Source organism: Micromonospora sp. CPCC 206061 (genome assembly GCF_036906915.1).
Taxonomy (GTDB): Bacteria; Actinomycetota; Actinomycetes; order Mycobacteriales; family Micromonosporaceae; genus Phytohabitans.
The window spans coordinates 1-18,497 of sequence record NZ_JBAKHX010000040.1; the positions used below are offsets into that span (position 1 = coordinate 1).

At 69.1% G+C, this 18,497-nt stretch carries 13 protein-coding genes and 1 pseudogene; 10 read left to right on the plus strand and 4 right to left on the minus strand.

What is annotated here, in order from left to right:
- Positions 1-397: 397 nt before the first annotated feature.
- The 3 genes from V6V89_RS24450 to V6V89_RS24460 all read right to left on the minus strand — a co-directional run bounded on the left by V6V89_RS24450 (position 398) and on the right by V6V89_RS24460 (position 4,885).
- Entirely contained in the window at positions 398-730 is a 333-nt protein-coding gene (locus tag V6V89_RS24450; RefSeq protein WP_334621644.1) for a hypothetical protein, read from the minus strand.
- A 49-nt stretch (positions 731-779) separates the two neighbouring features.
- Entirely contained in the window at positions 780-2,819 is a 2,040-nt protein-coding gene (locus tag V6V89_RS24455; protein ID WP_334621645.1) for a hypothetical protein, read from the minus strand.
- Between the two features lie 452 nt (positions 2,820-3,271).
- A complete protein-coding gene (locus tag V6V89_RS24460; protein ID WP_334621646.1) occupies positions 3,272-4,885 on the minus strand; it encodes a DUF5722 domain-containing protein in 1,614 nt (537 codons plus the stop codon).
- A 477-nt stretch (positions 4,886-5,362) separates the two neighbouring features.
- Here V6V89_RS24460 and V6V89_RS24465 point away from each other — a divergent pair, with 477 nt between their 5' ends.
- From V6V89_RS24465 to V6V89_RS24490, 6 genes are all read left to right on the plus strand, one after another.
- Entirely contained in the window at positions 5,363-8,110 is a 2,748-nt protein-coding gene (locus tag V6V89_RS24465) for an exo-rhamnogalacturonan lyase family protein (RefSeq protein WP_334621647.1), read from the plus strand.
- Between the two features lie 198 nt (positions 8,111-8,308).
- Positions 8,309-10,219, plus strand: a complete 1,911-nt coding sequence (locus V6V89_RS24470) for a vWA domain-containing protein (RefSeq protein ID WP_334621648.1) — start codon at positions 8,309-8,311, stop codon at positions 10,217-10,219.
- 5 nt (positions 10,220-10,224) lie between these two features.
- Positions 10,225-11,514: an ABC transporter substrate-binding protein gene (locus V6V89_RS24475; RefSeq protein ID WP_334621649.1), complete on the plus strand. Its 1,290-nt coding sequence runs from the start codon at positions 10,225-10,227 to the stop codon at positions 11,512-11,514.
- Between the two features lie 348 nt (positions 11,515-11,862).
- Positions 11,863-12,426, plus strand: a complete 564-nt coding sequence (locus tag V6V89_RS24480; RefSeq protein ID WP_334621650.1) for a hypothetical protein — start codon at positions 11,863-11,865, stop codon at positions 12,424-12,426.
- Between the two features lie 194 nt (positions 12,427-12,620).
- Entirely contained in the window at positions 12,621-12,770 is a 150-nt protein-coding gene (locus tag V6V89_RS24485; protein ID WP_334621651.1) for a hypothetical protein, read from the plus strand.
- 820 nt (positions 12,771-13,590) lie between these two features.
- Positions 13,591-14,256 (plus strand): response regulator transcription factor, encoded by a 666-nt coding sequence (locus V6V89_RS24490; RefSeq protein ID WP_334621652.1) that lies wholly within the window; start codon positions 13,591-13,593, stop codon positions 14,254-14,256.
- 235 nt (positions 14,257-14,491) lie between these two features.
- Here the strand turns inward: V6V89_RS24490 and V6V89_RS24495 are convergent, their stop codons facing one another.
- On the minus strand, positions 14,492-15,652 hold the full coding sequence (locus V6V89_RS24495; RefSeq protein WP_334621653.1) for a monooxygenase: 1,161 nt from the start codon (positions 15,650-15,652) through the stop codon (positions 14,492-14,494).
- A gap of 179 nt (positions 15,653-15,831) precedes the next feature.
- On the opposite strand from V6V89_RS24495, the gene V6V89_RS24500 reads away from it, so the two are divergent.
- The 4 genes and pseudogenes from V6V89_RS24500 to V6V89_RS24510 all read left to right on the plus strand — a co-directional run.
- Entirely contained in the window at positions 15,832-16,203 is a 372-nt protein-coding gene (locus V6V89_RS24500) for a hypothetical protein (protein WP_334621654.1), read from the plus strand.
- A 377-nt stretch (positions 16,204-16,580) separates the two neighbouring features.
- Positions 16,581-17,801 carry a transposase gene (locus V6V89_RS24505; RefSeq protein WP_334621655.1) on the plus strand — a complete coding sequence of 407 codons (1,221 nt, stop codon included), beginning with the start codon at positions 16,581-16,583 and terminating at the stop codon, positions 17,799-17,801.
- A 4-nt stretch (positions 17,802-17,805) separates the two neighbouring features.
- On the plus strand, positions 17,806-18,258 hold the full coding sequence (locus V6V89_RS41815) for a transposase (protein ID WP_442935207.1): 453 nt from the start codon (positions 17,806-17,808) through the stop codon (positions 18,256-18,258).
- A gap of 22 nt (positions 18,259-18,280) precedes the next feature.
- Positions 18,281-18,490, plus strand: a pseudogene (locus V6V89_RS24510) (aromatic-ring hydroxylase C-terminal domain-containing protein); the annotation flags it as partial.
- Positions 18,491-18,497 lie beyond the last annotated feature (7 nt).

The following is an 18,497-nucleotide window of genomic DNA, read 5'->3' on the forward strand; positions in this document are numbered from 1 at the left end:
CAGGTCATCGACATCATCGAGACCGACCGGCGTCAGGACGAGCCGCTGCGTCAGAACCGGGTCGGTCGGCGCCTGGACTGAGCGCTTCGCATACATCGACTCAGTAAACAACATCGCGACACCGCACCCGAACCCACAAACTAGGTCCGGACAACCCGGGCACAGAACGTCCAGACCCACTCTGCAAGCCGCTGATCGGCGCCGTCGTGCCCACGACCTAAAGCCGGACGCGACAAGACCCTCATCCTCATCCAATCTGCGTTCCGGCATCCCCCATAACCGAATAAACCACCCAGCAAAGGAAGGCCCCGGCTTACGCCGGGGCCTTCTCCATTCCAGCTTCGACCAAGGGAACAACTACTTGCTTCAGCACGCTGAGAACGTCCCAGAACTCCAACTACAACAGCCTCGAGCACCCGAGAGAAGACGGGGCGTCGACTCCGGTCAGTCGCTGATCGTTACGACGCGACGCCGCCGGAAGAGCAGAACCGCTGTAGCGCCTACTGCTAGCAACGTCCATGCTCTTGCCGGGCGCGAGCGTCACGTCCTCGATCTGGTCGATCACCAAGTCGACGCCCGGCCAGGCCAGCTGCACAAGCCCGGTAACAGACGACTGACCGGGCATGTTCTGCGCGCCGGTGGTTACCTTGATCTCCCCCAAGGGTTCCGGCGCGCTCAGATCACCGGGCAGCAGCCCCGGCCGGTAAACATGACTCGCTCCGGCTGCCAACTCAGGCAGGACGCAGACACCCTGACGTGGAGGTTCGACGATGCTGTTCCTATGCGATGGGGATGTCGTTGAGCATCCGGGTCGGGATGACCTGGACGGTTCCGGTCGATGTCGCGGGAGAACGGGCACCGCCGTTGATCACCCAGACGGTGGCGTTGTTCGGTGACTTGACGAGAGTTCCGTCGGCGATCCGGGTTGGCAGTGCGGCGACTACGCGCACTGGCGTGGACACGACTTGTTCCCATCGCCGCCCGATTTCCGCAAACTCCTGCTCACTTCCGATCGGTAGGCGTGCCCCGCCGACGATGAGGAACACGGTTCTGGGATCGATGCCTGAGGCGGTGGTGGCGTCGGGCGAGCGCACCACCGTGTTGTTGGCGATCGTTGTCGGCATGGCCACCACCACTCGGGCGGGCGTGAGCACCACATGGCTCCAGCCCTGCCCGATCGCGAAGAACTCCTGCTCACTGGCGATCGGCACGCGTGCCCCGCCGGCGACGAGGAACACCGTGCCCGGATTGATCCCGGACCCGGCCGCCGCGTCGGGCGCCCGCAGGACGGCATGATCGCCGATCTTGGTGGGCAGGTCTAGCACCGCCCGGGCGGGCGCGAGAGCGACCTCCGCCCACGTGTATCCGAGCGCGAGGAACTCCTGCTCGCTGGCGATCGGCACGCGTGCCCCGCCGGCGACGAGGAACACCGTGTTCGGGTTGATCCCGGACCCGGCCGCTGCGTCCGGCGCGCGTAGGACCATCCCGTCTCCTATCCGGGTGCCGATCAGGTTGAACGCGCGCGCCGGGATGGCGCGGACCTTCGAGCCCCAGTCGGTCCCGTGTCCGGTGTCGATGACCTCCTGAGGATTGGCGAAGTTGACCCGGCCGCCGCCGATCATCGCCGCGACCGGCGTGGGTCCGCCGGCGCCCGCGCCCTGGATCAGCGTCCCGTTGACGGGAAGGTCGGCCGGGATCAGGTTGAACGCCCGCGTTGGCAGGGCACGGACCTTCTTCGCCCAGTCGGCCCCGTAGCCCACGTCGATCACTTCTTGCGGGTTGGCGAAGTTGATCCGCGAACCGCCAACCATCATCGCGACGGGGGTGGGCCCGCCAGCGCCGGCGCCCTGTATCAGTGAGCCGTCCGGTGGGACGTTGGCCCGCATCTGGCTGAAGGCACGTGCGGGAATCGCCCGTACCTTGGACTGCCAGTTGGTGCCGTATCCGGTGTCGATGACCTCCTGCGGGTTTGCGAAGTTGATCCGCGCGCCAGCGACGAACATTGCCACCGGAGTTGGTCCGCCGGCACCCGCGCCTTGAATCAGCGTGCCGTCGATGGGGATCTCCCCCAGTCCGTTGAAGGCGTACCCGGACACGACGGTCACCCTCGATGCCCAGTCGGCCCCTTGTCCGATGTCGATGACCTCTTGTGGGTTGGCGAAGTTGATCCGTGCCCCGCCTACCGTCACCGCCACCGGGGTGGCGCCGGTGGCGGCCTCCCAGCCCTGGATGAGGTTGCCGTCGGCTGGTACCTCGTTCATGTGGTCACGTGCGTCGATCGACCAGTTCGAGATGCGGGGCGGTGTTCCACAATGGACGGCGCCGGAGCAGTGTGACTGGTGCAGCGGCGCTCCGCCGACGAAGGTGTAGACCCGGCCGCGCTGGTCGACCGCGGAGGACCCGTTGCGCGGCACGGCCGGACCTGCGTTGATGACGGCCTGTGTCGTGGGCCGGGATTGCGTGTCGCAGATCCCGTCCGTGCAGGTCGCCTGCCAGACCGGTGCGCCGCCGACCATCTTGTAGATCCGGCGGGTATCGGTCGTGTGCAACAGCGTGCCGTCGGCCAGGCCGTGCACCGAGGTCACCGGCTGCGGACCCGGTGAGGGGGGGTTCTGCGCTCCGGGTTCCGGAGGCGCCGGCCGGCCCTGCCCATGCGGGCCGGCGTGGTACGAGGCGTTATACCCGTGGCTCCTCGGGGCGGTGACCACGAACCTCTTCTTCATATGGAGCAGGTGCTCCAGCCCTCGGTCGCACCCGGCAGGCTGGAAGTCTCGAACATACGTGGCCCGGAAAGCGAAGAATCCATATTGGACGTCCATGGTCTTCCACGCTGGGACGGTGTACGTGCGCTCCGTCACCTGCTGGAACGAGCTCGATCGCGAATGTGTTACGCCCGTGTCAGCGTTCAAAGAAGCGATGGCAAAGCTCAGACTGATCCCCGCGCTAACGCTCGCTTCGAAGGTCTGTGCCTTGCTGAAGGTATCCTGGACCGTGAAGGTAACGGGATTGTCCAGAGCCACGGTGGTATGTTTCGGCCCCCTTGCGATGAAAACCGGATAGCTGTGTGGGCTCGGCACCATCTCCCACGGGGTCGGGTCACACGTCGGTTGTAGTGGCCACGCCGCGCTCGCCGCGGGCGCCTGGGCAAGCACCCCGACCAGCGTCGCCCCCGCCACGAACGCGGCGGCAAGAACCCCCCGTAATAGACGCATTCAATCTCTCCCTACGCTCGTTCGACTCAACTCCGGATCCGTAGCGCACAGCAGACCCGTCATGGCAGGCCGTAGCCCAGAAGTCCTTCCTGGATTTGGCCTTCACAGGTATCCAGGGCGGAGATGAAATGGTCGCCATTGGCGCCGACCCGGCACCGGTAGATCGGCGGACCGCCGGCCACCGCGACCGTGTACGCGTAGCCGACCGGGCCAAGTGGGTGTTGCCCCTCGCAGCCCGGATCGCGGCTGAGCATGTTGTGCTGTCCGACCCGGCACTCGAACAGCGGCACCGCGCCACGGACGGGCTCGCGATGCAGCCGCCAACTGCCCTCGACGCCGAACCCCGCGGGCAGACGCCGCGACGACGCCCAGTGACCGCGGCTCGGGTGGTATCCACGCGTCAACCGGGTGAACGGCACATCCTCGAAACCGCACGACAGCCGCGGTGGGGACAGGTCCGCACGGTTCGCCAGCGCCCAAGTCGCCCACGCGGGCTTGGCGGTACCGTCGGCGTTGCGCAGGCCAAGCGCGAGGCGGCCGGCCACCTCGTCGGGGTGGTCGCGCATGCGGTGGTACACGTAGTTGGTGATGCCAGGCGTACCCAGCACGTTGCGGAAGCTGTCGCAGACAGCCGCCGCCTGCCGAGCCGGGGACGAGGGTGCCAGCGAGTTGACGCCACTCTCGGTGAGCTGGATTTCCGACCACGCCTCAACCCGGTCGGGGAACGTGGCGCGCAGCCACCCCGCGAGCGAGCCGACGTTGCCGTAGGTGAGGTACGGGTAGTCGTCCGGGCCGAACACGTCGCTGCGCAGATCCCGCGCGTACGGGTGGACCGCGACCCGCCACCGCCGGCTTCCAACGCGCTCGGCGAGCCCGCGCAGCACCGTCACGCCGGACAGGGCCGGCTCGCCTGCCGCTGGGCGATCCAGCTCGGTGCCGAACTGGTGGTCCAGGGAGACCAGCACCTTGGCGGTCGGCTGTTCCTTCTGGACCGCGTCGTAGGCGGAGGCGTAGTTGGCCGCGATCTCGTCCAGCCAACGGGTCGTGTCGCAGGCGACACCGGCACCGCATCCGATGTCGAACCACACGTTGCTGTTGACCTCGTTGTGCACCACGACGTCCGCGATCCGGCCGTGGCCTCCCAACCCGTTGTATCGTCGGGCAAGCATGCCCACGAACCGGCCATAGTCGGCCGCCACGAGCGGCGTACAGAAGATTTCGAAGCCCGCGGCGGCGGGCGAACAGACCTTGCCAGCCCGGGCCCAGGCCGGGGTGCCGTACGCCACCGCCGTCACGACCAGGCCGCGGTCGCTCCACCGCCGGATCTCCGCGTCGACCGCCGCCGGGACGGTAAAACACCAACCGTCGTACTCCTGCTCACCCGCCTGGCACGGTGCCGGCCGCCGTTGCGGCTCCCACTGCGCCCAGACCAGGTTGATGGCGACACCACCGGTGTTGTTTCCAGCGATCTCATCCACGTCCGGCCAGAAGTCCGGCTGGATCGACTTGATCCGGTAGGCGTCCCTCGTCGGGTACGGCAAGGATTTCACCTCGACCAACGGCGGCACCTCCGGCGGGACCGCCGACACCGCCCCACCCGAGCCGCTCGCAGCCACCACCACACCGATCACACCCGCGACAACAAACGCCAATAGGCGCCGCGTGACACTCATCAGATCCCCGCTCATCCGCAGCCCGAACCAGGTCCTGCGCGCTCAGGCTGACAGGCGGCGCTTTCAGATCCGCTTCACATCGTCTTCACCACCGGCAGCGTGTGGGCCGTCTACTGGTCGACCTACCCCAGCGAGCGATCGCCGACGTCTACGGCACCGCGTGGACGGACCTCACCTCGGTGTCGGTATTGACAGCCGTCCCGGCACGGACTTAGCGTTTCACTTGTATCGTTTCATCGTCCTCCAGTAGATGCCACCCGGCACCGGGGTTGACAACCTCCTCAACTGACCGCCCCACCGTCGCCGGACGGCGTTCCCGACCGTCCGGCAGCCCCGCCGTACCGAGTCGCCGGGCCCGGTGCGGCCCAGACTCCGCTTCCCACCTCACGACGCCGCCGAGGCGATCCACGTCAGGCAGGCGCGATCCGCGCTGCCCTCGCCGGGCCAGCGAACCATCTGCCAGAAGGGCACCGTTCCATGGAAGACAGCGCAGAGCCGGCAGCCGAGCCGAGCCACGAAGCCACCGACCAGCGCGGGTCCCGCGTGTCCCGCCGCCTCGTCCTGCGTACGACAGCCGCCACCGCGGCCGCCGTACCGTTCGCGAACATGCTCGCCGCGCCCGGAGCGGCCGCCGAGGAGCCGCAGCCGCCGGCTCCGGCGGAGGCCGGGCCGGCCACCGTGCGCTGGCTCGGCGGGACACCAGGCAGCAGCATCGGCACCTCCTTCGGCGTGCCGTGGCCCAAGGGCGCATTCACCGCCGGCACCCAGTTCACCGCCGCCGATCCGGCCGGCGCCGCCGTGCCGCTGGACACCTGGCCCCTCGCACACTGGCCGGACGGCTCGCTCAAGTGGACCGGCCACGCCGTGGGCGCCAACTCCGGCCTCACCGAACAGCTCATCATCACGGCGGGGCGGCCGGTCGCGCCCAGCCGCCGGGTCACCGTCAACGAGAGCACCGCCTGGCTGGAGGTCAACACTGGCGTGATCCGTGCCCGGATCATGAAAACCGGACCGAACCTGATTCAGGCGCTCAGCCGGGGCGACAAGCAGTTGGCCAAGCAGGGCCGGCTCGTGCTCCAGATGGAGGACCGGAGCAACGCGGACAACGGCACGATCAAGACAGTGGAGTACGCCGGCACGATCACCCAGGCGAGCGTCGAGCACCTTGGCGACTCCCGGGCTGTCATCCTGGTGAAGGGCACCTACAACAAGGGCAGTCGCAAGGTCCTGCCGTTCACGGTGCGGCTCTACTTCTACACCGGCGCCGAGTCGCTGCGCCTCGTGCACTACTTCATCTTCGACGGCGACCACCAGACCGACTTCATCAAAGGGCTCGGCCTCACCTGGCAGGTGCCGATGGTGGACGAGGTGCACAACCGGCACGTGCGATTCGTCGGCACCGAGGGCGGGATCTGGGGCGAGGCGGTCCGGGTGATGTCCGGCCTGCGCCGCGACGCCGGCTCGGCGGTGACGAGCGCGCAATTCAACGGCGTCGCCACGCCGCCGGTCAGCGCCTGGCCCGCCAACGTGCGCGCCGAGCTCGACGACGTGCCGATCTGGAACGACTACAAGCTGGTACAGGCCAGCCCGGACGCGTTCCACGTGGCCAAGCGGACCGGGGCGCACAGCACCTGGCTGCTGCATGCCGGGCACGGCAAACGGGCCGCGGGCCTCGGCTACGTCGGCGGCGTCAGCGGCGGCGTCGCCTTCGGTCTCAAGGACTTCTGGCAGCGGTTCCCGACCCAGCTGGACATCCGCGACGCCAGCACCGACACGGCGAATGCCACGATCTGGTTCTGGTCGCCGGACGCGCCGGCCATGGACCTACGGCACTACGACAACAAGCGGCACGGACTGAACCTGATGTACGAGGAGCCGGGCCGCGGCATCGACGACATCTGCGCCACGCCGGAGGGGGTGGCCCGCTCGCACGAGGTGACCCTGTGGGCGCTCGCCGCGACGCCCACCCGGGCCCGCCTGGTCGAGCTGGCCAAGGAGGTCCGGGAGCCCGCGCGGCTGGTCGCCACCCCGGACTACCTCTACGAGCGGCGGGTCTTCGGCAAGTGGGGCCGGATCGACCGGTCCACCGCCGTGCGCACCACGCTGGAGAACAGCCTCGACGCGAGCATCGCCTTCTACCAGCGCCAGGTCGACCAACGCCACTGGTACGGCTTCTGGCACTTCGGTGACGTGATGCACAGCTACGACGGCTCCCGCCACACGTGGAAGTACGACCAGGGCGGCTTTGCCTGGCAGAACGGCGAACTGAACATCGACATGTTCCTCTGGTACCAGTTCCTGCGGTCGGGGCGCGCGGACGTCTTCGCGATGGCGGAGGCGATGACGCTGCACATGGCGGAGGCGGACTCCTACCACGCCGGCCCGTTCGCCGGCCTCGGCTCCCGCCACAACGTGGTGCACTGGGGCGACGGCGCCAAGGAGGCGCGGGTCAGCGCCTCGGTGCTCAAGCGCGTCTACTACTACCTCTCCGCCGACGAGCGCGTCGGCGACTACATGCGGAACATGCTCCAGGTCGGCCAGACGCTGCTCAGCGTCGAGCCGCTGCGCCAGATCCTGCCGCCGCCCACCGCGCCGACCCGGGTGCGGATCGGTCCGGACTGGACGGCCGTGGCGAGCAACTGGCTGGTCGAGTGGGAGCGGACCGGCGACACCCGCTACCGCGACCTGCTGCTGCGCGGCATGCAGGACATCGGTGCGATGCAGTACGGGTTCTTCAGCGGCCCCGCCTCGGCGGTCGGCTTCGACCCGGCGACGGGAGCGCTGACCTCCGAGGGCAACGAGTTCCGCGACGGGTACAACCTGATGCTCCTGTTCGGCGGTGACCAGTTCCTCTACGAGCTGGTCGAGCTGCTGGACGTACCAGCGTTCAAGGAGCACCTGGTCAAGTACGCGCTGTACGTCAACGGCACCGCCACCGAGCGGGTCGCGCTGTACGGGCGCAACTTCAGCCCGGGCACGTTCAACCAGTTCTACTCCCGCATGCTCGCGTGGGTCGGCGAGGAGCGGGGCGACAACACCCTGAAGCAGCGGGCGTGGACCGGCATGAACCCGAACAGCGGCAACATGCCGCCGGTGCAGACCGTCTCCGGCACCACCGTGCTCACGCCGGTCGAGTACGTCCCCGGCATCTTCACCAACGACGTCGGACAGCGCGGCCTGACCGTCATCCAGCTCATGGGCCTCGCCCGCGAGCAGGCGCCGTAGCGGCGTCGCGCGAGGGAACCCGCCCCTGAGCCCTGACGTTACCGGCCCTCGCCAGCCGACACATGCGCCCCTCGGAAACAGACAACGGCCTGCGGATCCGACGGGCTGGGAGCCTTGATCATAGGTTGGTGGGGTCGGAGACGTTGACGTAGGTGAGTATGCTGACCGGCAGTCTGGTCACTCCGGAGGTGACTCCCGATGATGTCGGACAGCTCCGGCCAACCACCAGCTCGCACCACGATCGTCTCTGCGGTCATTCTCGTGGCTCTGCTAGGAGTGGCCACCTGGATCGTGGAGCAGGCTGCGGAGCATCCGTGGCGCGCGCTGGCCGCGGCGTTGGTGATCGCCTTCGTGACTGTGGTGCCACGCCGCCAGATGGTCGAGATCATGAAATGGGTCATCGAAAACTGGAAACGGATTGTTCCGGCCGGGATCCTGCTGACGCTTGTGGCGCTGCTCGCCGTCCTCCCCCTCCGGCCCGGGCCGGTCGCAGCCGTCGGCTGCGCACACCCGGCGGAGGTACGCGTCCTCACGTCGGTCGACGAGCTGGCGGCGACCAGGACGCTGGTCCGCCGCTACGAGCGGTGGACCGCCGATCACAATCAGGACGCGCCGGGGTGCCCCACGGTGCACGCGTTCGTGTACGCGGCCACCACCGCGGCGGCGACGTCCGCGTTGGCGCGGGCCTGGCGTCCCGATGGGGCGCAGCGGCCCCTGGTCAGCATCGGCCCTCGTCCGGACGTCTGGCTGCCCGATTCCACAGTGGACGTGCGGGAGGTGCGTGCGCTCGCGCGGCGCGCGCAGCTGCCGGAGCCGATCAGGGCGATCAACTCGATCGGCTCCTCGCCGGTCGTGTTGGTCACCCGCGCCCAAGTGCCGAATCCGGCGCCGGCGTGGTCACGGCTGGTCCCGGCGCTGCTGCGTGGGTCCGGGCCGGCGCTGCTCGCGCCAGACCCGGAGACGTCCACCGTCGGGCTGCTCGCGGCCGCCGCATACCTTAGCGGTCCCGACGGGAAGCCCACGTCACTGGCGGAAGCCCGCCAGCGAGTACGGGCGACGGTTGTCGCCGGCCCCGATGCCGGTGCGGGCGCTGGGGCAGTGCTCTGCCGGTGGGCCGGCGCCCCGCCAGACACCAGCGCGCTAGCGTCGGCGATCGTCAGCGAGCAGGCCTGGCTGCGGTTCATGGGCATGAACCCGCCGGGCGCCGAGTGTCCCGGTGGGCCGGTGCCGTCCGGCGGCATCTCGGTCGCACCCGCCGGCACGCCGGTCCTCGACCATCCGCTGGTCGAGTTCACCTGGAGCACCGCGGCCCAGCAATCAGTGATCGACGGTTTCCGCCGATGGCTGTTCGGCGGCAACGGACGGGATGCGCGGGAAGCCGTCCACCTTCGAGACGCCCGGCCGGACTGCTCCGCGCTGGAGCTCAATCCCTGCGTGCCGGCCGATCTCGACGTGACGCTGGACCGGTACGTCGAGGCGCAGCGCCCCGGCCGTGTGCTGCTCGCGCTGGACACCTCCGGGTCGATGGCGAACGTGGCTGGTCCGGCCGGACTGACCCGGTTCGACGTCGCCGCGCGGGCAGTCGTCCAGGCGTTGGGACAGATGGGCCCGCGGGACGAGTTCGGGCTGTGGACCTTCCCGGGCGCGGGGGGCAAAGGCCAGCGGCAGCTGGCCCGCATCGCGGCGGGGAGCGAAGGGCATCGGCGACAGATCGGCGAGGCGCTGCACGGCGCGCGCCCGGCGGGTGGCACACCGCTGTACGACACGATCGTCACCGGCATGAGGGCGGTCGCCGCGCCGGCTCCGGGCGTCGACCGCCGTGCCCTCCTGGTGATGACCGACGGCAAGGACACCGGCAGCGGCACCTCCGCTGAGGTCGCCCGGCGGACCGTACGCGACATGGCCGGCCGTGCCGGCGCGGTGCTGTTCGTGGTGGCGACCGGCGAGGCCAGCTGCCGGGATCCGCTGGATGCGCCGCCCGGTGGCGCGCGACTGTCCCTACGAGATCTCGTAGCGGCCGACCTGGGCGGTGAGTGCTTCGACGCCAGGCCGGACCAGCTGACCGCCACCGTCGCCGAACTCTTCAAACGGCTGTGGAGGGGGGAGTGACCGGGATGGCTGTTCCTCGGATCCTGGTGGGGTTCGCGCTCGGCGTGGTGGCCGTGCTTATCGTCGTCAGCCTCCGCGCCCTCGCCTCCCCGCAAACGCCCCTGGAGCCCGGCGAGATCGTCGTGCTGACCGGTGCGGACGACAGCGTCGGCGGACAGCGGCAGCGGCTGATCGACCAGTGGAACGACGATCACCCCGATAACCCCGCCCGCCTGGAGAGCCTGTCCAGCGAGGCCGACCGGCAGCACAGCGAGATGGTGGCCCGGGCCCAGTCCGGAGCCTCCGGCGTCGACGTGTACAACTTGGACGTCACGTGGGTCACCGAGTTCGCCGCCGCGGGCTTCATCCAGCCGCTGGACGGCTCCGTCAACACCGCGGGCTTCCTGGCCAAACCGCTTGAGACCTGCGGGTACGACGGCAAGCTGTGGGCCCTGCCGTTCAACACCGACGCCGGGCTGCTCTACTACCGCACCGACCTGGTCCCGGGCGGCGCGCCCCCCGCTCAAATCCCACCGACCGAGGCCGACATGCGGCGACTGGCCACGGGGCGCCAGATGAAGGCCGGGTACGCCGGCCAGCTCGGCGACTACGAAGGCCTCACGGTGAACGCGCTCGAGCTGATCTGGGCCGCCCAGGGCGACGTGGTCGACCCGGACGGCCGCGTTGTGATCGACTCGCCGGAGGCACGGGCGGGCCTGGAACGGCTGGCCGGTGCGATGGTGGCCAGTGGAGGGCTGCCACCCGCGGTGCTGCCGGAGTCGCGGACGTACACGGAGAGGGACAGCACCGAGGCCTTCCGGTCCGGAGCGGTCGCGCTGATGCGCAACTGGCCGGTGGCGTACGGCCAGCTCATGGACGACCAGGAGCGGGCCGGCGCGGGCGGGTTCGACATCGCGAAGAACTTCGCAGTGACGCAGCTGCCCGGCCCCAGCGTGCTGGGTGGGCAGAACCTCGCCATCGCGAGGGACACGACGAAGCCACGGGCCGCGCGGGCCCTCATCGAGTTCCTCACCAGCGACAGCAGCCAACGGCGCCTGTTCCGGGACGGCGGCCTGCCGGCCACCCGCCACACCACGTACGCCGACGCTTCGGTCCGCGAGGCCCGCCCGTACGCGGACATCCTGCTGGCGGCGGTGGAGGACGCCCGGCCACGCCCGCGTACGCCGCACTACGCGCTGTTCACCGCCGTATTCCAGGAGGTGGTGCGGGAGGCGCTGACGCCAAGCGCCCGTGGACGACTCCCCGCCGACGCGGTGAGCCGCCTGACCGACGCCCTCAACGGCCGGCTGCGCTGAGCAGCGACGCCGGCCGTGCAGATCCTTGACAGGACACATTGGACTCAGGTCGGTCGCACGGCGAACGCGACATCCACGTACACACCGGCATACGCCGTGCGTACCCGTGCGTGCGTATGCGCGGATCCGGCTCTTGCTCGCCGGCCGCGCCAGCGAACCTCACCCCGATCAGTGTGCCGCCGCCACGCCTACGGCACCACCTCCGCGTGGTCGGCCTCATCAGAGCACGATCCGCATGTGAACGCCCCGGGTTCTGTGGAGACTTCAGCAGTTGACTCCAACCACGGCGTCGAGACCACCGCACCAGCAAGCGAACAGGCACCAGCGCACTCCGACACGCAGACCGGCGTGAGTCTGCCCTCAAGGGCCTGGGTCAGCCTCGGCCTGGCCACCATGATCGCCGCTGCCGCTCTGCTGGTACGGCTCAGACAACGCCGCCGCGCCCACCTGACCACACCCATCCCGATCCGCACCGACCCAGTACCGACACCCGTCCCCGCCTCGCTCCGCCCTGCCGATGCAGCTGGAGCCCGCCAGCTGGACCTGCATCCCAAGGACAGCTACCTCACCGGCGTCATGGCCGCGCCACCGAAGGTGCCAGCACCCATCGCCGTCACCGCCGACGGCGAACAGATCAGCCTGTTCCACCTGCCAGGCCCCGGCGTTGCCCTGCACGGCGACGGCGCACAAGCTGCAGCGCGAGCGGTCGTCGTCGCCGCCCTGTCGACCGGGCTGATGCCAGAGCTAGCTGCCAAATGCGGCGTCGTGACCACCATGGACACCCTCGCGCGGCTACTGCCGCCCGACGTGCGACGGGCGGGACTCGACCCGCACCATGAAGGATTCGCCCCCGACGACCGGTTCGTCATCCTTGCCGACGTTCACGCCGCCGTCACACACCTGGAAGAGTAGATGATCCACCGACGTCGCCTCCTTCACGACCTGGACGCCAGCACCGTCGCCGACCTGAACGCTCGCACCGACCCTGCCGAGTACCAGCAGCCGTACATCTTCCTACTGGCGGCAGCCGAAACCGGCCCATACGCGCACCGCATCGTGGCAGTCGCTGAGCATCGCACCGCCCTGCACATCCACCCTGTGAGCTCATGGCCGTCGACCTCACCGCAGCCCGCGCGGCGCGCGACGCGGCTGCCCCGAGCGCCACCCACAAGCTCGCCGACGACGGCCAGGTCCTGGACGACCGCACGGTGCTGCGCGTCGCGGGACAGGCACCGGACGACTGCCCGGGCCCATAGATCGCCGGGATGCACGCTCGTGCCGAGATCAGTGCACTCGATTATGCGGACGTCTACCGTTCGTGTGCCCTTGAGATTAGGTGGTTGGCGGCGCAGATTCGCTCATTCGCCGCCTTGATTCATCTCGCTCCTACAGCACCGATGCGCCGGCAGGCTCGGTGAGGAAGTGGCTCGGCAGGTGGCCTTAGAGGCGCCAGCCGGATGCCGATATTGTGAGAGCCGCCCAGCGGGTGCCGCGACCGCAGCCGGTTGACCTCCACTGCCCTGGCGGAGGTGTTTCCCGCCACGACGTTCGACCGAAGGGTCCCCGAGAGCGCGGAGCGTCGACGGGCTGGGGCCTACGGCTTCACCGTCGAAACCAGCAACGGCATTGGTGAGAGAAGCGGTAAGCCCGGCGTCGATTTCCAGTGGCTGCGTCGCACAGTGATCGAGCAGTGGAAGGGCGCCTAATTGCTCCAGTCGTCGCTCGTCGTTTCCCTAGGACGCCATCCTGCCTTGGTCCACGATTCTCGATCTGGGCATAATCCCGGCATCGGACTCGTGTTGCTCCCGGAACTTCCACCGCACCTCGCGGCTCAGTCCGATCACGGTCCCAGCCTGACGAACGCCTTCGCGATGCGCGCCGGCGGCCAACCGGCCTGAGCGCCGTTCTAACAGTTGACTCAGGTTCGCTCGGTATGAAGTAGGCATCGCCGGGCGACGCGGGTCTCGGCCTCGCCCGCATGGCTGACCGTGCCGCGCTCTACGGCGGCACGGTCAGTGCCGGCCCCGCACCGGACGGCGGCTGGGCCGTCCACGCGACCGTGAAAGGCAGCCATTCATGATCACTGTGCTCGTGGTGGACGCCCAGCCGCTGCAGCGCTTCGGGTTACGCATGCTGCTGGAGAGCGCCCCCGACACCGACATCGTCGGCGAGGCCGAGAATGGCGCCGAGGCCGTTCGGCGGATCACCGACCTGCATCCCGACGTGGTGCTGATGGGCATCCGCATGCCGGGCGTCAACGGGATCGAGGCTACCCGGCGCATCGTCGCCGCCGGTGGGCGTTCGCGGATCCTGGTGCTGACGACGTTCGACGTGGACCGGTACGCGCTCGCCGCGCTGCGGGCCGGGGCGAGCGGTTTCCTGCTCAAGGACACCCGCCCGGAGGAGCTGCTGGCCGGCATCCGGGCTGTCGCCGCCGGGGACGCGGTGATCGCACCGGCGCTGACTCGGCGGCTGCTCGACGCGTTCGCCGACCGGCTCGACGATGACCTCTGCGGGCCCGTGCGGGAGGATTCTCGGCTGGACTCCCTGACCGACCGCGAGCGTGAGATCCTCGTCGCCATCGGCCACGGCCTGACCAACGGCGAGATCGCGCAACGGTTCACGCTGTCGGAGTCGACGGTGAAGACCCACGTCGGGCGGGTCCTCGCCAAGATCGGTGCGCGGGACCGGATCCAGGCCGTCATCCTCGCCTACGACCTGAGACTCACCCGGCCGATTTAGCGCTTCATCTGGCGCATCCGTGGGGGCGCGACCGTAGTTCCCGGCCGCACCGCTCTGGGGCGATCCGCTTCGCGTGATCGACCGCTGCGCTGCCGGGTCCGCGTGTAGCCGCCCATGTCACCGCCTGTCCGACCGCCACGACGCCGCACGGGTGTGAGTTCAGTGCGGACGTGTGTGAGCTCAGAGCTGTTTCGGCTTGTTGACCTTAGTGAGCTCACACACGTTCGACGCTTCGTCAGGACTTGCGGGGGGAGACCGTCATGATGCCAATGCACATCTCGTCGCTGGTGCCGTCGCCCCACACCACGTAGCGCGGCGGCAGCTTGCTCAGCTGCGGCAGCCGTTTGCGCAGCCCCACGTCGTGCGTACACGTCACCCGCAGCGTGTCCCCCGGACCGATCTCCACCGGCGACGGCAGCTTCACCAGCCGCTGGTTGTCGAAGTCGAACCGCGGCACGTCCAGCACGACCTTGGCGTTCGGCGTGCCCGGGTTGAGTTCTACCTTCATGGCCCGCCCGAGCAGGTGCATGTGACCGAAACCGGCGAACAGCGTCATCGGCGCCTCCACCTTGTGGTCGCAGGTCTGGGTGTCACCGGGCTTCGGCGCGCTCTGGCCGCACTCCTCCACCTGACGGTCCGCCATGTCGCCGACCTCCGGCCCGAACCGCTTCGTCACGTCCGCGATCGAGGCCGCCCGGTCACAGAGCGGACCCGACTCGTCGGCGGCGCAGGGCAGGTCGATCGGCGCGTCGAGCGACCACGTGACAAGTTCCCGGGTCTGCGGCGTGCCGTCCGTCAGCCGCAGCCGCACCGCCGAGCGGTCCGACCCGCCCGGCTTGCCGTCGGTCGCGAGCAGGTTGTAGTGCATCTGGAGGACGAGCAGGCTGCCCGGCTCCAGCTTGAAGCCGGCGTCCTGGGTGAGCAGCGCCTCCGTGGCGCCCGGCGCCCAGGTGTCCACCCACGCCGCGTCCCCCTCTTCCACCTCGGCGCCGTTCACGCCGGTCCCGCCGAAACACTGCCAGCCGAGGCCGGGAGTCTTCGCGTCCTGCTCGCGCACCGCGGCAGCGCCGCCCGGCGGCACCGCGTACACGATGGCGTGGTGCGCGATGGCGACGTTCTCCGGCATGACCTGGGTCCCGGTCAGGAACGCCGCCTTGGTCAGACCCGGGTCGATCACCTGGCACCGGTACTCGTCCGTGCCGCCGCCCTCCGGCGGCGCGGGCGTGTACGCCTCGGCCATCCTCAGGTCGACGAACCGCTCGCCGGCCCGCAGCGGCTGCGGTGGAGCCGACGACCCGCCCGCGTGCGCGCTGTGCGATCCGGCCGCGGCGGGCGCCGCACTGTTGTCGGCGTCCGACCCGCAGGCGACGACAGCGAACGCCGTCGCCAGCGCCATGGTGGCCACCCCCAACCTCCACAGTGGCCTTCCAGGTTTCCTCATAGCCTGAACGCTAGGCCCGATTCCGTCCTGTTTCGTCGTACTGCGGCATCATCCTCGGCAGGGAGGTGGCACCACGGTACTACTCTGCGGAGCGCCGTTCGACACCCGCACGAGAATCAAGGCCCGTCGCAACTGTGCCGAAGTCACGCCGGCTCAGGTCCGTCGCGGGTTTCGGAACCGTTAAACGACAAGCTAAGGCGCCGAAAGAGCACTTCGCCGGGCTGGAGAAGCCGGCGCACCGATCCGACCGGCGACGGGTCCGGATCAAGCAGCCCGACCTGGAGGCGATCCCGCACCGGCACGCCACCGGGCTCGGCGTCGAGGTGCGCCGCGAGCAGGAGGCGGTCGGGATCCGGCAGGACGACCACGCGGTCACCGTCGAGGTCCGGACGACCGGCGGCGTGCGGGAACTCAGCGCGTGGTGGTCGACATGGTGGACCAGGAGAAGCTGCGGCCAGGATTCCACCACAAGCCGCACGGCGTGTACCTGCACGGGCTCGGAATGAGTCGGATGTCCACAGTGGAGTTTGGCGGCCGCCGCGGCAGACCGGCCCGCAGACGAGGGCGCTGTGGGAGATGTTTCCGACCTGATGGACCTCGGCGACGACCACCGGCTCGTCGGCACCCTGTGCCCGGACATGAAGTAACGCTCGAGCGGCCCGACCCGGACGTCGTCACTGCGGTGACCCGGTCGGTGGACCTGCCGCGTGAGGGTCGTGGGCTCTGGCTCGACATTGTGATGCTGTTGGCGATCTTGGTTGCTTGATCGGGTTGGGGCGAGTCGCTGCAGGAGTTGGAGGCGCCTCGGTGCTGGGGTTGCGTGATGTCGATGGGTCGTGGTTCGGGTTCGGTTGTTCCGGTGGAGACGGCTCGGGTGGCGTGGGTGGCGAGCCCGAAGGGCACGCCGGCGATGTTGATGCGGGATCGGTTGCGGGATTTGTTCGTTGACGAAGAGTTCACCGACTGGTTTCCCGTGGACGGTCGTCGTGGGGTGTCGCCGGCCCGGTTGGCGTTGGTGTCGGTGCTGCAGTACGCGGAGAACCTCACTGATCGGCAGGCGGCTCGCGCGGTGGCGTGTGGCATCGACTGGAAGTACGCGTTGGGAATGGAGCTGACCGAGCCTGGATTCGATCATTCGGTGCTCAGCGAGTTCCGGGACCGTTTGGCTGAGGGTGATCGTGCTGATCGGCTGCTCGCGTTGATGGTCGATCGGTTTGCGGAGGCGGGGTTGGCGCGGGCTCGGGGTCGGCAGCGTACGGACTCTACGCATGTGCTTGCGGCGGTTCGCCGGCTCAGCCGGGTGGAGCTGGTCGCGGAGACGATGCGGGCCGTGTTGGAGGCCCTGGCGAAGCTGGACGAGGTGTGGCTGGCCGGCGTCATAGGGCCGCAGTGGGCTGAGCGTTACGGCCGATCGGCGCGGCATGAACGGCAGCCGACTGGTGCGGCCGCGGTGCGGCAGTACGTGGAACAGGTGGGTGTTGACGGCGTTGCCTTGCTGCAGGCCGTCTATGGCCCGACCACGTCCGTAGGCGGGCCGGGTGTGGCCGCGGTCGAGATGTTGCGTCGCGTCTGGGTCCAGCAGTACTGGTATGACGAGTCCGGGCAGCTGCGGTGGCGGGAGGCGAAGGTGTCCCGAGCTCGCAAGAGCCGGGAAGCAACGACGCGGCGGCGCACCAGCACCACGGTGGCCGATGACGATGCGGAGCCTGCTCAAGTGCCGTGGTCCAGTGTCGAGGTTGTGTCACCGCACGATCCGCAGGCCCGGTTCAGTCACAAGCCTGGCAAGGTCGAATGGGTCGGGTACAAGGACCATCAGAGGGAGACCTGCGGCGAGCAGCGACCGAACGTCATCGTCCACGTCGCGACAACCCCGGCCCCGGAACAGGATGTCGGCGTCGTCGAAACGATCCATGCCGCACTGGTCCGGCAGCGCATGACGCCGGCGGAGCACCTGCTTGACAGTGGCTACGTCACACCCGAATACGGTGCACCGGGCGTCGACCGCTCACGGGATAACCATTGTCGGGCCGGTCCGCCAGGATCCGCGTGCCGTCGAGCGGCCCGGCTTCGCCAAGGAAGACTTCCACGTCGATTGGCGAGCTGAGACCGTGACCTGTCCGCAAGGGACCACAAGTCCACAGTGGAAGCCTACGATGGCGGACGGCAAGCCGCGTCTGTCGGTGTTGTTCCGGCGGGCGGACTGCCGGGCCTGCACGGTCCGGCGGCAATGCACGGGAAACGTTGATGGCAAAGGCCGACACCTACTCCTGCTGCCCGAGCCGCTGCAGGAGATCCAAACCCGGAACCGGGCGCAGCAGCAGACTCCGGAGTGGAAACAGCGCTACGCCCTGCGCGCCGGATGCGAGGCCACTGTCTCAGAAATCGTCCACGCGCACGGCCTACGCCACTGCCGGTACCGCGGGCTCGCGAAGACCCACGTCCAACACGTCCTCACCGCTGCCGGCACCAACATAATCCGACTCGCTCAACACCGGCCCGACCCGGGTCGACGGCCACGAAGCCGACTGCAAGAACTCTTCCGCACAACGGCTCACGGCTGACCTTCAAGATCGCCAACAGCATCACATTGTCGGCCGCGCGGAGGTCCGCGACGCCGCGGCCGCGTGGACCGGACGGGTCAACACCGTCACCGCCCGCACGGACCGGGTGGACGTCGACACGTTGCTCATCCGGCCCGACGGCCGTGTCGCCTGGGCCTTGCCTATCGGGCAGGACCTCGACGCCACCACGCTGGTGCGTGCGCTGGGCACCTGGTTCGGCCAACCGGCCTAAGCGCCGT

Excerpts from the sequence above, each read along its gene's own strand:
- V6V89_RS24455 (WP_334621645.1), bottom strand. The coding sequence starts at position 2,819 with ATGGACGTCCAATATGGATTCTTCGCTTTCCGGGCCACGTATGTTCGA.
- V6V89_RS24460 (WP_334621646.1), bottom strand. The coding sequence starts at position 4,885 with ATGAGTGTCACGCGGCGCCTATTGGCGTTTGTTGTCGCGGGTGTGATC.
- V6V89_RS24465 (WP_334621647.1), top strand. The coding sequence starts at position 5,363 with ATGGAAGACAGCGCAGAGCCGGCAGCCGAGCCGAGCCACGAAGCCACC.
- V6V89_RS24470 (WP_334621648.1), top strand. The coding sequence starts at position 8,309 with ATGATGTCGGACAGCTCCGGCCAACCACCAGCTCGCACCACGATCGTC.
- V6V89_RS24475 (WP_334621649.1), top strand. The coding sequence starts at position 10,225 with ATGGCTGTTCCTCGGATCCTGGTGGGGTTCGCGCTCGGCGTGGTGGCC.
- V6V89_RS24485 (WP_334621651.1), top strand. The coding sequence starts at position 12,621 with ATGGCCGTCGACCTCACCGCAGCCCGCGCGGCGCGCGACGCGGCTGCC.
- V6V89_RS24490 (WP_334621652.1), top strand. The coding sequence starts at position 13,591 with ATGATCACTGTGCTCGTGGTGGACGCCCAGCCGCTGCAGCGCTTCGGG.
- V6V89_RS24495 (WP_334621653.1), bottom strand. The coding sequence starts at position 15,652 with ATGGCGCTGGCGACGGCGTTCGCTGTCGTCGCCTGCGGGTCGGACGCC.